The following is a 14414-nucleotide window of genomic DNA, read 5'->3' on the forward strand; positions in this document are numbered from 1 at the left end:
ATTATGAATCATGAATTTTACATAGTACGCTGCCTAGAATTAGCTAAAAAAGGAATAGGAACTACAAGACCAAATCCATCTGTTGGAGCTGTAATCGTTCATAATAACAAAATAATAGGAGAAGGGTTTACATCTCCTTATGGAGGTCCTCATGCAGAAGTTAATGCTATAAATGCTGTTCAAAATCAAGAGCTACTCAAAGAAGCCACCATTTATGTTACGTTAGAACCATGTTCTCATCATGGAAAAACACCTCCTTGTGCAGATTTAATAATAGAGAAAGGAATACCTGACATTGTTATAGGGTGTGTAGATACAAATAGTTTAGTAGCGGGTAAAGGCATAGAAAGACTTAAAAAAGCTGGTAGAAATGTAATTGTAGGTGTTTGTCAGAAAGATTGCATAGAGCATCACAGACGTTTTTTTACCGTTCAAAATAAAAAACGTCCTTACATTATTTTAAAATGGGCTGAAACGAAAGACGGATTCATAGCTCCTTTGACCAAAGATGAGCAAAAACCAGTATGGATTTCTAACCAATATTCTCAACAGTTAGTCCATAAATGGCGTAGTGAAGAGCATGCTATTTTAGTTGGAACGAATACGGTAATTGCAGACAATCCGTCACTGACAGTTCGTAATTGGAAAGGAAATAACCCTATAAGAATTGTTATTGATAAAAACTTACGAATTCCGTCAGAAGTAACTGTTTTTGATGGAAATGTAAAAACAATAATTGTAACAGAAGAAAAGAAAGAGGAAAATCAACATGTCATTTACGAACAAATCGATTTTTCTTTTCAAGTGGCGGAACAAATTTGTGAAGTATTGTATAAACACCAAATACAGTCAGTGATAATTGAAGGTGGTGCTAAAACATTACAAACATTTATCGATGCAAATTTATGGGATGAAGCTAGAGTTTTTATTGGAGATGTAGTTTTTGGAGAAGGAGTAAAGCATCCAATTTTTAACGCTAAGCTATCTTCTGAAGAAAAAATAGATAACGATACTTTAAGAATATATAGGAATGATTAAAAATATCATTTTTGATTTTGGTGATGTATTCATCAATTTAGACAAAGAAGCAACATATAAAGAATTAGCAAAATTAGGAGTTACTGAAATTTCTGACGAAATGATGCAACAATATTATCAGTATGAAATGGGATTGATATCCACTGATGAATTTGTGTCCTTTTTTCATGATAAATTCAATATTTCAAAAGAAGATTTAATCCGTTCGTGGAATGCTATTTTACGAGATTTTCCTAAACATCGTTTAGATTTCATAAAAGAACTTGCAGCAAGCAAACAATACCGATTGTTCCTACTAAGTAATACAAATGACTTGCACATTTCTTGGATTCAAAAAGATTGGGGAGAAGAGTTGTATAACGAGTTTAAAAGTTGTTTTGAACAGTTTTACTTATCACACGAAGTTAATTTCAGAAAACCAAATACGGATATTTTTGAGTTTGTGTTACAAGAGAATAATCTACAAGCTTCTGAAACCTTTTTTATAGATGATACCAAAGAGAACACTAACACTGCGCAACAATTAGGGATTCATGTATGGAATAATTGTCCAAAAACAGAAGATGTGGTTGATTTATTAAAAAGAAAAGAATTTATAGCGTGATATACTTAATTTTTAGCATTCTTATCTCTAGTTTATTATTTGTAATTTTTAAACTCTTTGATGTTTATAAAATAAATACATTGCAAGCTATTGTTTTAAATTATGCTGTAGCACTATCTTTTGGTTTTATACATACAAAAGTTTCCATACCTATTATGGATATACCAAATCAACCCTGGTTTTTTGGTGCTTTTATTTTAGGTTTTTTATTTATAGCTGTATTTAATGTAATGGGAGTTACGGCACAGAAAAATGGACTCTCAGTAGCTTCAGTTGCAGGTAAAATGTCGGTAGTAATCCCTGTAATAATTGGAATCTTTTTATACAATGAGAGTATCGGATTAGTTAAAGCTATAGGGATAGTTTTGGCATTGATAGCAGTATATTTATCTTCGGCAAAAAGTGATACTTCTTCAGTAAAATTTAAAAACTTGTTATTTCCTTTATTACTTTTTTTAGGGTCAGGGAGTATTGATACATTATTAAAGTATACTGAAACTACTTACGTACCTAAAGAAGCATTACCAATGTTCTTATCAACTATTTTTGGATGCGCTTTATTTTTTGGTTTTTTTATTTTAACAGCTCAGTTACTAAATAAAAAAGGAGTATTTGAATGGAAAACGTTCCTTGGAGGGATTGCTTTAGGAGTCCCCAACTATTATTCTATGGAATTTTTATTAAAAGCATTACAAACAAAGGGGCTTGAAAGTTCTACAGTTTTTACCATAAATAATGTGTCTATAGTTATATTAACCACCGTGTTTGCTCTTACATTTTTTAAAGAAAAATTGGTCAAAAAAAATTGGCTTGGTATTGGGCTTGCCATAATTAGTATTTTATTAGTAGTTTCGGCATAATGAATGAAGAAATAAAAGACACTTACAAAACAATTACCAAACCCTCTGAGGAAACCTTATTTAAAGACCGAAACAGTAAGTTTTTTGGGTATGCTTTTCCTGTTTTTACTGAGGAAGATATTAAAGAACGTTTAGAAGAACTCCGTAAACAACATCATACTGCACGTCATCATTGTTATGCGTGGCAATTGGGAACAGAAAAGATTCGTTTTCGTGCTAATGATGATGGGGAGCCGAGTAATTCAGCAGGGCAACCAATTTATGGACAAATACAATCTTTTGATGTAACCAATATTTTAATTGTTTCTGTACGTTATTTTGGAGGAACCAAACTTGGAGTAGGAGGATTAATTAACGCCTATCGAGCTTCAGCGCAATTAGCTTTAGAAGCCTCTGAAATTATTGAGAAAACCATAGATATTCATTATAAGTTAAAGTTCGGGTACGATATGATGAATAAAGTACAACGTATTATCAAAGAACGAAACCTAGATATTATTAATCAAAAATTAGAATTAGACTGCGAGTATACCATTTCAGTACGTAAAAAAGAAGCTGAAAGTATTTTTGAAGTTTTTGATAATCTGTTTAAGGTGGAGATTAAATTAATAGATTAAACACTAATAGAGGCTTTGAAAAAAAATGAAGTTAATGAGAAAAAATATTATCATCCTCTTTTTAATGGTTTTACCCATTAAGAGCATAAAAGCTCAAAACTTTTTGTATAATACTGAACAGTTTGGTATACGAGGATCTATGTTAGGAGGTGCTATAACTGCTGGAGCAGATGATGAAAGTATGACTTTTTATAACCCTGCAGGAATACACAAAGTTCCTTCTCAAGTAAGTATATCTCTATTTCAGCCTGTAATTCGTAGCTTTGGTTTTAATAGCTTTTGGGGAGCAAGGGAAAGCAGCGAAATAAATACTAATTATGGGCTAAAACCTTCTCTTATATCTTTTAAATTTAATTTAAAAAATATTGAATTAGCATTTATTAAAATAAGTAAAAGCGAGTTAACAGATTTTTTTAATGCAAAAAGAGAAACCATAAACAGTAACCTTTTAAATACACAGTACTTTGAATATGAATATAAAGGCGAAGATGATTGGTTTGGAGTTGGAACAAGTTTTAAATTAACATCAAATATTTACCTAGGTATTAGTCAGTTTCTAAGTATTTCTAACTTTGAATATAGAAATAAAGTATTTTTAGAAGAACTAAATACAGCTAATAACACTTCTAATAGCTACTTTAACTCTGAACAAACTAGCAGTTATGATAACACAGGTTTTATAACTAAAATAGGTTTTTTATACGATACTAATAAACACGACTTTGGTTTTACAATAACTACTCCAAAGTATTTGAGAATTTTAAAAGATGGATATTATACAGGAGAATTAACCAGAATAGATAGTGACCATAGTTTAGGCAGGCAAATTGTAGATAATGATATATCTCCAGAGATACGAACTCCTTGGGAGTTTTCTATCGGATATAGTTTTCTAGTAAATAAAAATAGTAAATTATGGTTAAGTACCAGTTATCACACTGGAATATCTGATTATAAAGTCGCAAATATAAAATCCGGAAACTCTGCTTTTTCCTGGGTCAATGGTAATAAATCAGTTATTAACTTTGGAGTAGGGTATTCACATCAAATAAGTCCAAAATTAGAATTATCAGGAGGTTTTAGAACAAATAATTTAGCCTACGAAAACAAAAAGGTTTCATTAACAAAATTGAGAAACACTATTTTAGATGGAAATCAGATACACTTTGTAATTGGAACTAAATTTAAATTCAAAAGACACGACGTGCTTTTAGGGTTAGACTGGGGAACTATTTATGATACTCCAAACAAAACTAGCTTTGAATATTTACAAGATATTGCTGAATTATCTCCAAACTTGAATGGGCTGACCAAACAAAATATAACTATTCTATTAACATATAGGTTTATTATAGATGAATTAATAAAGCTATAATATATCTTAACTTACTTAAGCTCAAAACATTTTAGGTTACTTCAATAATTATTCGTAAATTTGCAGGCCTTTTTACGAGTACAGATTTAAAAAGGATAGAAAATAACATTTATTAAGTTTAATTTCTCTTGGCGTTAGTATCGTTAAAAATCTGGTTAACAAAAAGATACAAATATTTATTTCAGACATGTCTGAAGAAACAAAAAACACAGCAGAAGCTGTAAATCCAGCAGAATTTTTAGCAACCTTTAACTGGCACAAATACGAAGAAGGTATTGATGAAGTTGATGAGTCTAAATTAAAAGAATTTGAAAAAGCCTTAGAAGGTACTGTAGGGTTCGTAAACGAGCGCGATGTTATCGAAGGTGAAGTAGTACGTATTACTGATCGTGATGCTATTATCGACATTAACTCTAAATCTGAAGGTGTAATTTCGTTAAACGAATTCCGTTACAACCCAAATTTAGCTGTTGGAGACAAAGTAGAAGTATTAGTTGACAAAAGAGAAGACTCTTCAGGTCAATTAGTATTATCTCACAAAAAAGCACGTGTAATCAAAGCTTGGGATCGTGTTAACAATGCACACGAAACTGGTGAAATCGTTAACGGTTTTGTTAAGTGTAGAACTCGTGGAGGTATGATCGTTGATGTATTTGGTATTGAAGCATTCTTACCAGGTTCTCAAATTGATGTGAAGCCTATCCGTGACTACGATCAATATGTAGAAAAAACTATGGAATTCAAAGTTGTGAAAATCAACCACGAATTTAAAAACGTAGTAGTATCTCATAAAGCATTAATCGAAGCTGATTTAGAAGATCAAAAACGTGAAATTATCGGTCAATTAGAAAAAGGACAAGTACTAGAAGGTGTTGTTAAAAACATTACTTCTTATGGTGTTTTTGTTGACTTAGGAGGTGTTGACGGATTAATTCATATTACTGATTTATCTTGGTCTCGTATCAACCACCCGAACGAAGTTGTTGAGTTAGATCAAAAATTAAACGTTGTAATCTTAGACTTTGATGATAACAAGTCAAGAATCCAATTAGGATTAAAACAATTATCTGCTCACCCATGGGAAGCTTTAAATGCTGACTTAAAAGTTGGTGATAAAGTAAAAGGTAAAGTAGTTGTTTTAGCTGATTATGGTGCATTTGTAGAGGTTGAAGAAGGAGTAGAAGGATTAATCCACGTATCTGAAATGTCATGGTCAACTCACTTACGTTCTGCACAAGATTTCGTAAAAGTTGGTGATGAAGTAGAAGCTCAAATCTTAACATTAGACCGCGAAGAGCGTAAAATGTCTTTAGGTATGAAGCAATTACACCCAGATCCATGGACAGATATTACTACTAAATACCCAGTAGGTTCTAAACACACTGGTACTGTACGTAACTACACTAACTTTGGTGTATTCGTAGAGTTAGAAGAAGGTATTGATGGATTAGTATATATCTCTGATTTATCTTGGACTAAGAAAATTAAGCACCCATCAGATTTCGTAACTGTAGGTGATCAATTAGAAGTTCAAGTATTAGAATTAGACGTAGAGAACCGTAAATTAAACTTAGGTCACAAGCAAACTCAAGATAACCCTTGGGATGCTCATGAATCTACTTATACAATCGGATCTATCCACGAAGGTACTATCAAAGAGAAAAATGATAAAGGTGCAACTGTAGTATTTGCTGATGGTGTTGAAGCTTTCGCTCCAACTCGTTTCTTAGAAAAAGAAGACGGAGGTAAATTAGCTAAAGGTGATGAAACTAAGTTCCAAGTAACTGAGTTTAGTAAAGAATACCGTAGAATTGTTGTTTCTCATACTTCTATCTTTAGAGAAGAAGAACAAAAGAACATCAAAGCTGCTGCTGCAAAAGCTCAAGAAGTAGAAAAAACTACTTTAGGAGATATCGGTGGATTAGCTGAATTAAAGAAGAAAATGGAAGGAAAATAATCCGAACAATTTCTTAAAATGTATAAACCGTTAAGCTGTAAAGTTTAACGGTTTTTTTAGTTCCTTATGTAACAAATGTTACAGTTAAAGCTTACTCTTTTTAAAGGATACTTTCTTAAATAGCTTTATATTTGCTCATCAATTAAAATTAATATGACACTTATTAAATCGATATCAGGTATTAGAGGTACCATAGGCGGAAATACAGGTGACAATTTAACACCTATAGATGCTGTAAAATTTGCAGCAGCTTACGGTACGTTTATAAAAAAGAAAAACTCCGAAAAAGAAAAAATTACCATTGTAATAGGTAGAGATGCCCGTATTTCGGGTAAAATGATAAGTAACTTAGTCGCAAATACCTTAGTAGGTTTAGGTATTAATGTAATCGATTTAGGTTTATCTACAACACCAACGGTTGAAGTTGCTGTCCCTTTAGAAAAAGCGGATGGAGGTATTATTTTAACTGCTTCACACAATCCAAAACAGTGGAATGCTTTAAAATTATTGAATGAAAAAGGAGAGTTTTTAAATGGTGAAGATGGAGCAGACATTTTAAAGATTGCTGAAAATGATGCCACAATTGAGTTTGCTGAAGTTGACGATTTAGGAGCGTATAGAAAAAAGAAGAACTACATAAAGAAGCATATCAAAGAAGTTTTAAAACTAGATTTAGTAGATAAGAAAGCCATCAAAAAAGTGAAATTTAAAGTTGTTGTTGATGGTGTAAACTCTACTGGAGGTATTGCTATTCCTACTTTACTAAAAGAATTAGGAGTAAAATGTGTAGAATTATATTGTGAACCCAACGGACACTTTCCACACAATCCAGAACCTTTGAAAGAACACTTAACGGATATTTCTGAATTAGTAGTCAAGGAAAAAGCAGATTTAGGTATTGTAGTAGATCCTGATGTAGACCGTTTAGCGCTAATTTCTGAAGATGGTTCTATGTTTGGAGAAGAATACACTTTAGTAGCTTGTGCCGATTATATTTTAGGTCAATTAGGAGGTGGTAACACTGTTTCTAACCTATCATCCTCAAGAGCTTTACGAGATGTTACTGAAAAACATGGAGGAACATACACGGCAAGCGCAGTAGGAGAGGTGAACGTAGTACAAATGATGAAGGATACCAATACTGTAATTGGAGGAGAAGGTAACGGAGGAATTATCTATCCAGAATCTCATTATGGACGTGATTCGTTGGTAGGAGTTGCGTTATTCTTATCACATTTGGCTCATAAAAAAATATCTTGTAAAGCCTTAAGAGATTCATATCCTAGCTACTTTATGAGCAAAAATAAAATCCAGTTAACACCACAAATTGATGTTGATAAGATTTTAGAAACAATGGCTAATAACTATAAAAATGAAGATGTAAACACTATTGATGGTGTAAAAATTGATTTTGCTAACGAGTGGGTACATCTACGTAAATCGAATACCGAGCCAATCATTAGAATTTATACAGAAAGTACTAGCCAAGACAATGCAGATGCTTTAGCCAAAAGATTTATCACTGAAATACAACAAATAATACAATAGTTCTTTGAAATTAAAAATAGTAAGTTTATTAATGCTGATGGTTTCAGCATCAATAATAGCGCAGAAGAAAAACGAAGAAATCATTCAAAAGAAAAAAGTAACTAACAAAGGAAAATTCTTCGTTTATTGGGGATGGAACTGGGCTAGTTATTCTAATTCAGATATTCGTTTTAAAGGAGCTAATTACGATTTTACATTACAAAATGTAAAAGCTCAAGATAGACAGACTAAGTTTTCATTTAATGATTATTTTAATCCAGGGAGAGTAACTATCCCTCAAACAAATTATAGAATAGGATATTTCTTTAAAGAAAACTATACTATTTCTATTGGAGTAGATCATATGAAATATGTAATGATAGCTGATCAAGATGTAAAAATTAATGGAAATATTAATATAGGAAACGCGAAGTATGATGGAACATATAATAACGAAACTATCAATTTAGCAGCAGATTTTTTACGTTTTGAACACACTGACGGTTTAAATTATGTAAATGTAGAAGTAAAACGTTTTGATGATGTGAGTCACTGGTTTGGTTTAAACTTAGAAAACTTACAAATTAATTTAACAGAAGGAGTGGGGCTTGGTATTTTATACCCAAGAACCAACACAACCCTTTTAGGCATGGAGCGTCACGATGATTTTCATTTATCAGGGTACGGAGCTTCTATTGGAGGTGGTTTAAATATAACATTCTTAAAACACTTTTTTGTACAAGCGGATTTAAAAGGAGGTTATATTTATATGCCAGATGTTAGAACAACTAAAAGCCCTATAGATACAGCATCACAAAGTTTTTACTTTTTTGAAAATACCATTTTAATAGGAGGTAAATTTAGACTTTAATAACAAAGTATTATAAATACGTTAATATTATAACTATTTTAGGCAAACAAATAATATACTGCTAATTTTACGCTACCTAACAAACAACTAGAGATTTCAACTATGGATTTAGAACAGTATTTTGATAAGTTTAGAAAAAATATTGTAGGTATAGATCAGACTTTTCAAACACCTTACGGTGAAAAGAAAATGATTTATACAGATTGGACTGCAAGTGGAAGATTATATCGACCTATAGAAGAACAACTTTTAAATAAATTTGGACCTTTTGTAGCCAATACTCATACAGAAACTTCTACATCAGGAGCTGCTATGACTTTAGCCTATCACGAAGCACGAAATATTATTAAACGCCACGTAAACGCTTCTTCCAATGATGTTTTAATTACGGAAGGTTCTGGTATGACGGGAGTAGTGAATAAATTTCAACGTATTTTAGGACTAAAAATAAATGAAAATTTAAAAGAAAACACACAGGTTCCAGATGAAAAAAGACCTATTGTCTTTGTAAGTCATATGGAGCATCACTCGAACCAAACATCTTGGATTGAAACTATAGCAGATGTAGAGGTTGTTCCTTGTAATGATGAAGGTTTAGTGTGTTTAGATAAGTTTGAAGAAACTATAAAAAAATACTTAGATAGACCTATTAAAATAGCTTCTATAGTAGCAGGATCAAATGTAACAGGAATAAAGACAGACTACCATAAAGTAGCCTCTTTAATTCATCGTTACGGTGGTTTGTGCTTTGTTGATTTTGCCTGTTCTGCACCTTATGTAGATATAAATATGCATCCAGAAAAAGAAGATGAATATTTAGATGCTATTTTCTTTTCTCCACATAAGTTTTTAGGAGGTCCAGGAAGTTCTGGGGTGTTGATTTTTAATAAAAAACTGTATAAAAATATGGTTCCTGATAATCCTGGAGGAGGAACGGTTAGTTATACAAATCCTTGGGGGCAACATGATTATTTTGATGATGTAGAAACGCGTGAAGATGGAGGGACACCAGCTTTTTTACAAACTATAAAAATAGCTTTATGTATTCAAGTAAAAGATCAAATGGGTACTGATAAAATAAAGGAACGTGAAGATGAAATCAATCCAATTATTTTTAACTGTTTAGAAAATTTGGAAGGAGTTAAAATATTAGCTCCAGATCATAAAGATCGTTTGAGTATTTTTTCTTTCTACTTTGAAAAATATCACTTTAACCTTGTTGTAAAATTATTAAACGACCGATTTGGAATTCAAACTAGAGGTGGATGTTCGTGTGCAGGAACTTATGGACACTTCTTATTAAATGTAGATCAAATAAGATCAAATGAAATAAAAGGTCAAATATTAGAAGGTTGTAATACAGAAAAACCAGGTTGGGTACGTTTATCAGTACATCCAACAATTACAAATGAAGAAGTACAATTTATTTGTGAATCGTTACAAACGTTAGCCGAAAATATTGAAGAATGGTCTAAGGACTATGAATACGACATTGCTAAAAATGATTATGTACATAAAACCATTGAACCAATTGAAAAACAACTGGTAACTGATTGGTTTTCGTTATAATTATGATATGACACACTTAAAAAGCTCTTTTTTAGAAGATAATTATTCAAAAATTAAAGAAGACTCTATATCTGGAAGGTGGATAACACTAACAGATATCGAGCCTTTATATTTAAGCTTACAAAACTCAGAAATTCAAACAAAAATTATTGGAGAGTCTGAAGAAGGAAGGGCCATTTATAAATTAAAATTGGGAAAAGGCAAAAAAAGAATTCTTATTTGGAGTCAAATGCACGGTAACGAAAGTACTGGAACCAAAGCTGTATTCGATTTTTTAAACTTCTTACAACGCTTTCCTACTCACCAAATAACAAAATCTATTATAGATAATTGTAGTATTACCATTGTTCCTATGCTAAATCCAGATGGAGCACAAGCATATACACGTGTTAATGCTAACAATGTAGACTTAAACAGAGATGCTGTAGAATTAGAGGCCAAAGAAAGTAAACTTTTACGTAGTATTTTAGAAGAGGTAAATCCTCAATTTTGCTTCAATTTACATGATCAAAGAACCATTTTTGGTGTTGAAGGAACTAAAAACCCAGCAACAATATCGTTTTTGGCTCCTTCAGAAGAAGAAAAAAGAACAATTACAGAAGGGAGAAAAGAAACAATGAATGTAATTGTTGCTATGAATGATTTGTTACAAGAAATCATACCCAATCATGTTGGTCGTTATACGGATGAATTTTACCCTACAGCAACAGGAGACAATTTTCAAAAGTTAGGACATAATACAATACTAATTGAAGCAGGACATTTTGCAGGTGATTACGAAAGGGAAGAGGTTAGAAAATTCAATTTTTATGCGCTTTTACAGGGGATTTGTCATATTTCTTTAACAAATAATTTTAAAGAGTTTAAAAAATATTTAGCTATCCCTAACAATATCAAGAACTTCTACGATGTGATTTATCGATCAAAAAATAATGAAAAAGATGTTGCATATCAGTATGTAGAAACTATAGAAAATGATAAATTTGCACTCGTTTTAACAAAGGAAAAAGAAGGTAACTTATCTATGTGTTTAGCTCACAAAGAATTCATAAAAAACAGTTAAAAATTCTACTTTCTTTAAATAAAACTTATTTTTTTTAGAAAAAAACCATATTTTAGCAATATTACTTGAAGAAAACAAAAAAATGAAGAAGTTCATACTAGATGAAATCGATCATCAAATTTTAGACATTTTAATTGAAAATGCTCGTACACCATTTACAGACATTGCAAAAAAGCTGTTAGTATCTGCAGGTACTATACATGTACGCGTAAAAAAAATGGAAGACGAAGGAATTATTCAAGGATCTACTTTAACCTTGAATTATGAAAAAATGGGGTATTCATTTATTGCTCACGTTGGAATTTTTTTAGAGAAGACATCTATGACACAACATGTTTTAGACAATTTAAGATTGATTCCTAATGTAACTGTAGCCTACGTAACTGCAGGAAAATATAATATTTTCTGTAAAGTACGTGCTAAAAACACTAACGATGCAAAAGACATTATTTACAGAATAGATGATATTCATGGAGTTAATAGAACAGAAACAATGATTGCTCTTGAAGAAAGCATCAATGATAAAAAGCGTTTAATGCACGCAATTTTTAAAGATATTTAAAAAACTATTTTTAAAAAAGTTAAAAGGGTAGCATAATTATGCTACCCTTTTTTATTGTTTTCAATAAATTAACTGTTTCTATTCAAATAAAAACAGTATTTAATTTATAAAAAAGTGTAGAGTATAAGGAGACTATTATTATAAACTCCAATTAAACTTTTCATAAACTACATACCAATCTTTAGGGAAATCAGCTTTAATTAATAATTTTTTATTCGAATATGGATGAATGAACTCTAAAGAATAAGCGTGTAAAAAAAGGTTTTCACAATCAAAATTATCAATAAACATTGTATTGTGATTTTTATCACCGTATTTAGGATCTCCAATTAAAGGATGACTAATTTTGTTCATATGGATTCGTAACTGGTGTAATCTACCTGTTTTAGGGGCTAACTTTACCAAACTATACCTAGATGTGTCATAAGGTTTTACAGGAATATTTACTGTAACCGTTTTTATAGTACTTAAATGTGTTTCTGCATCTTTATGCACGTTGGCGTCTCTTCCTTTTACTGGAGAATCTATAATTTTAGTTTCAGGAGCATGACCTCTAACAACTCCATAATACGTTTTTTGTATTTCATTATTAGTAAATAGTTCTTGAAACTTAGCTACAAACTTTGTTTCCTTAGAAAGTAATATAATTCCAGACGTTTTTCTATCAAGACGATGAATTGGATACATTTTTTGATTGCATTTCTGTTGAATTATTTGTAACAAAGAATTTTCATCAGCAACATTTCTAGAATGATGCGCATGATGTACAACAACATTATTGGGTTTTGATACGCACAACACATATTCATCTTCATAAATAACATCTAACTTCATTATACTATTCATTTACTGGTTTTAATTTGGTGAAGTTTAAAAGGAGTAAAGATAACGCACCACATATAAAAAAACCTATAAAAAGTGGGAGAGTAGTGGTTTCAACATATTTTCCTATAAATGTAGCAATTGGTACTGCCATAATGGTAGATACAAATCCGTTAATTGCAGCTCCAATTCCAGCAATATGTCCAACAGGTTGCATTGCTAATGCTCGAAGATTTCCAAATAAAAATCCGATAGAGAAAAACTGTAGTGCAAAGAAGATTAATAATACTACAATACTTGGATTTTCCTTTTGATAAAATAATGTTATATAAATAATGGGAACAATTGAAAACATAATTAAAAAGAATGAAACGAGTTTATGCATTCCAAACTTCATAACAAATGAACCATTTAAAAAGGTAGCAAAACCAACAGAAATGGCTAAACCAGCAAAAATATATGGAAATTCGTCTACCAATAAATATTGCTCTTGAAAAATTTGCTGTGAAGCACTTAAATATACCATAAATGACCCTGTAATAAAACCAGATATAAGTGTAAAAATTACAGCTTGTTTATATTTTATAAATTCTTTAGAACCATCTAAAAATAAACGAAATGCAAACTTAATTCTGTTTTCTTCTTGAAGAGTTTCTGGTTGGCGCTTCCATAACCAAAACATTACTAAAACACCAAATATTAGTTGACTATAAAATATAGATTTCCATCCGTAAGCATCCAACATTAACTTACCAATAGCAGGAGCTACAACAGGAACTAAAATAAAAATCACCACAATAAACGACATAATTTTAGCCATGTAGTTTCCACTAAAACTATCTCTAACCATGGCAATACTAATTGTTCTAGGAGCAGAGAGTCCTATTCCTTGTAAGACTCTTCCTAAAACCATCATTTCTATGTTTGTAGCACTAACACAAATAAAGCTTGCAATAACAAAAAGTATAAAACCACCATAAATAACAGGCTTTCTTCCTAAACTATCAGAAATTGGCCCAGAAATTAATTGCCCAAAGCCTAGTCCTAAAAAAATCATTGTTACTAATAATTGACTATCGTGTGATCCTTGTTGAACTCGAATACTAATACCTATTTGTTCTAAAGCTGGGAGTAATGCATCTATTGATAAAGCTACTAATGACATTAGAGAAGCCATTAAAGCAATGAATTCTAATTTCGATTGATTATTTTTTTGCATTATGCAAAAATACTGCCTTTATTTTAGTTAGAAGTATGGATAAAAGTTAAAAAAGGCTGCTTTTTTAACAGCCTTAAACAAACAATACTATAAACTATATATGTCTAATAAAAAAGACGCTGCCAAGAATAAAATGTAGTGAAACAAAAAAATGTAATAAAGTGAAGGGGCTTTTTATTCAGAACAGCGTCATATACTATATACATCTTACAATTTATGAAACAGTTATAATTAAAATAACCCTACTTTTTTTGTTAAAATTTCAAAAATTATTTTTTATTGTAAAAAGCATTAGCTTCTATTGATTAAATCATCAATAAGTAAGTGTTT

General features: G+C 31.0%; 13 protein-coding genes. 11 read left to right on the forward strand and 2 right to left on the reverse strand.

Annotation, left to right across the window (positions count from 1 at the left end):
- From ribD to ABHQ57_RS09480, 11 genes are all read left to right on the forward strand, one after another.
- Positions 1-1038 carry a bifunctional diaminohydroxyphosphoribosylaminopyrimidine deaminase/5-amino-6-(5-phosphoribosylamino)uracil reductase RibD gene (ribD, locus tag ABHQ57_RS09430; protein ID WP_167714288.1) on the forward strand — a complete coding sequence of 346 codons (1038 nt, stop codon included), beginning with the start codon at positions 1-3 and terminating at the stop codon, positions 1036-1038.
- Positions 1031-1642 carry an HAD-IA family hydrolase gene (locus ABHQ57_RS09435; protein ID WP_047788832.1) on the forward strand — a complete coding sequence of 204 codons (612 nt, stop codon included), beginning with the start codon at positions 1031-1033 and terminating at the stop codon, positions 1640-1642. The genes ribD and ABHQ57_RS09435 overlap by 8 nt, the downstream gene beginning before the upstream one ends.
- Positions 1639-2502 (forward strand): EamA family transporter, encoded by an 864-nt coding sequence (locus tag ABHQ57_RS09440; protein ID WP_073184053.1) that lies wholly within the window; start codon positions 1639-1641, stop codon positions 2500-2502. Before ABHQ57_RS09435 ends, ABHQ57_RS09440 begins: the two co-directional genes overlap by 4 nt.
- Positions 2502-3119: a YigZ family protein gene (locus ABHQ57_RS09445; protein WP_196781626.1), complete on the forward strand. Its 618-nt coding sequence runs from the start codon at positions 2502-2504 to the stop codon at positions 3117-3119. The genes ABHQ57_RS09440 and ABHQ57_RS09445 overlap by 1 nt, the downstream gene beginning before the upstream one ends.
- Positions 3120-3153: 34 nt before the next feature.
- Positions 3154-4494, forward strand: coding sequence for a hypothetical protein (locus ABHQ57_RS09450; RefSeq protein WP_167713841.1), 1341 nt, complete (start codon positions 3154-3156; stop codon positions 4492-4494).
- 187 nt (positions 4495-4681) lie between these two features.
- Positions 4682-6451 carry a 30S ribosomal protein S1 gene (gene rpsA / locus ABHQ57_RS09455; RefSeq protein WP_047788829.1) on the forward strand — a complete coding sequence of 590 codons (1770 nt, stop codon included), beginning with the start codon at positions 4682-4684 and terminating at the stop codon, positions 6449-6451.
- A 153-nt stretch (positions 6452-6604) separates the two neighbouring features.
- Positions 6605-7999, forward strand: a complete 1395-nt coding sequence (gene glmM, locus ABHQ57_RS09460) for a phosphoglucosamine mutase (RefSeq protein ID WP_167713840.1) — start codon at positions 6605-6607, stop codon at positions 7997-7999.
- A gap of 31 nt (positions 8000-8030) precedes the next feature.
- The gene (locus ABHQ57_RS09465) at positions 8031-8849 is read left to right on the forward strand and encodes a hypothetical protein (RefSeq protein ID WP_389863594.1); all 819 of its coding nucleotides are present in this window, start codon (positions 8031-8033) and stop codon (positions 8847-8849) included.
- A 102-nt stretch (positions 8850-8951) separates the two neighbouring features.
- Positions 8952-10418, forward strand: coding sequence for an aminotransferase class V-fold PLP-dependent enzyme (locus ABHQ57_RS09470; protein ID WP_167713839.1), 1467 nt, complete (start codon positions 8952-8954; stop codon positions 10416-10418).
- A gap of 7 nt (positions 10419-10425) precedes the next feature.
- Entirely contained in the window at positions 10426-11481 is a 1056-nt protein-coding gene (locus ABHQ57_RS09475; protein WP_167713838.1) for a M14 family zinc carboxypeptidase, read from the forward strand.
- An 82-nt stretch (positions 11482-11563) separates the two neighbouring features.
- Positions 11564-12043 carry an Lrp/AsnC family transcriptional regulator gene (locus tag ABHQ57_RS09480; RefSeq protein ID WP_047788824.1) on the forward strand — a complete coding sequence of 160 codons (480 nt, stop codon included), beginning with the start codon at positions 11564-11566 and terminating at the stop codon, positions 12041-12043.
- Between the two features lie 138 nt (positions 12044-12181).
- On the opposite strand, the gene ABHQ57_RS09485 is transcribed toward ABHQ57_RS09480, so the two are convergent.
- Together ABHQ57_RS09485 and ABHQ57_RS09490 are read right to left on the reverse strand one after the other, a co-directional pair.
- Complete coding sequence (locus ABHQ57_RS09485; protein WP_317166148.1) at positions 12182-12889, reverse strand: pseudouridine synthase; 708 nt, start codon at positions 12887-12889, stop codon at positions 12182-12184.
- A complete protein-coding gene (locus ABHQ57_RS09490) occupies positions 12882-14084 on the reverse strand; it encodes a multidrug effflux MFS transporter (RefSeq protein ID WP_167713837.1) in 1203 nt (400 codons plus the stop codon). The genes ABHQ57_RS09485 and ABHQ57_RS09490 overlap by 8 nt, the downstream gene beginning before the upstream one ends.
- Positions 14085-14414 lie beyond the last annotated feature (330 nt).

The sequence above is a fragment of the Tenacibaculum sp. ZH5_bin.1 genome, assembly GCF_042865525.1.
Taxonomy (GTDB): Bacteria; Bacteroidota; Bacteroidia; order Flavobacteriales; family Flavobacteriaceae; genus Polaribacter; species Polaribacter mesophilus.

Excerpts from the sequence above, each read along its gene's own strand:
- ABHQ57_RS09465 (WP_389863594.1), top strand. The coding sequence starts at position 8,031 with ATGCTGATGGTTTCAGCATCAATAATAGCGCAGAAGAAAAACGAAGAA.
- ABHQ57_RS09475 (WP_167713838.1), top strand. The coding sequence starts at position 10,426 with ATGACACACTTAAAAAGCTCTTTTTTAGAAGATAATTATTCAAAAATT.
- glmM (WP_167713840.1), top strand. The coding sequence starts at position 6,605 with ATGACACTTATTAAATCGATATCAGGTATTAGAGGTACCATAGGCGGA.
- ABHQ57_RS09450 (WP_167713841.1), top strand. The coding sequence starts at position 3,154 with ATGAGAAAAAATATTATCATCCTCTTTTTAATGGTTTTACCCATTAAG.
- ABHQ57_RS09485 (WP_317166148.1), bottom strand. The coding sequence starts at position 12,889 with ATGAATAGTATAATGAAGTTAGATGTTATTTATGAAGATGAATATGTG.
- ABHQ57_RS09435 (WP_047788832.1), top strand. The coding sequence starts at position 1,031 with ATGATTAAAAATATCATTTTTGATTTTGGTGATGTATTCATCAATTTA.
- ABHQ57_RS09445 (WP_196781626.1), top strand. The coding sequence starts at position 2,502 with ATGAATGAAGAAATAAAAGACACTTACAAAACAATTACCAAACCCTCT.
- ABHQ57_RS09490 (WP_167713837.1), bottom strand. The coding sequence starts at position 14,084 with ATGCAAAAAAATAATCAATCGAAATTAGAATTCATTGCTTTAATGGCT.
- ABHQ57_RS09470 (WP_167713839.1), top strand. The coding sequence starts at position 8,952 with ATGGATTTAGAACAGTATTTTGATAAGTTTAGAAAAAATATTGTAGGT.
- ABHQ57_RS09480 (WP_047788824.1), top strand. The coding sequence starts at position 11,564 with ATGAAGAAGTTCATACTAGATGAAATCGATCATCAAATTTTAGACATT.
- rpsA (WP_047788829.1), top strand. The coding sequence starts at position 4,682 with ATGTCTGAAGAAACAAAAAACACAGCAGAAGCTGTAAATCCAGCAGAA.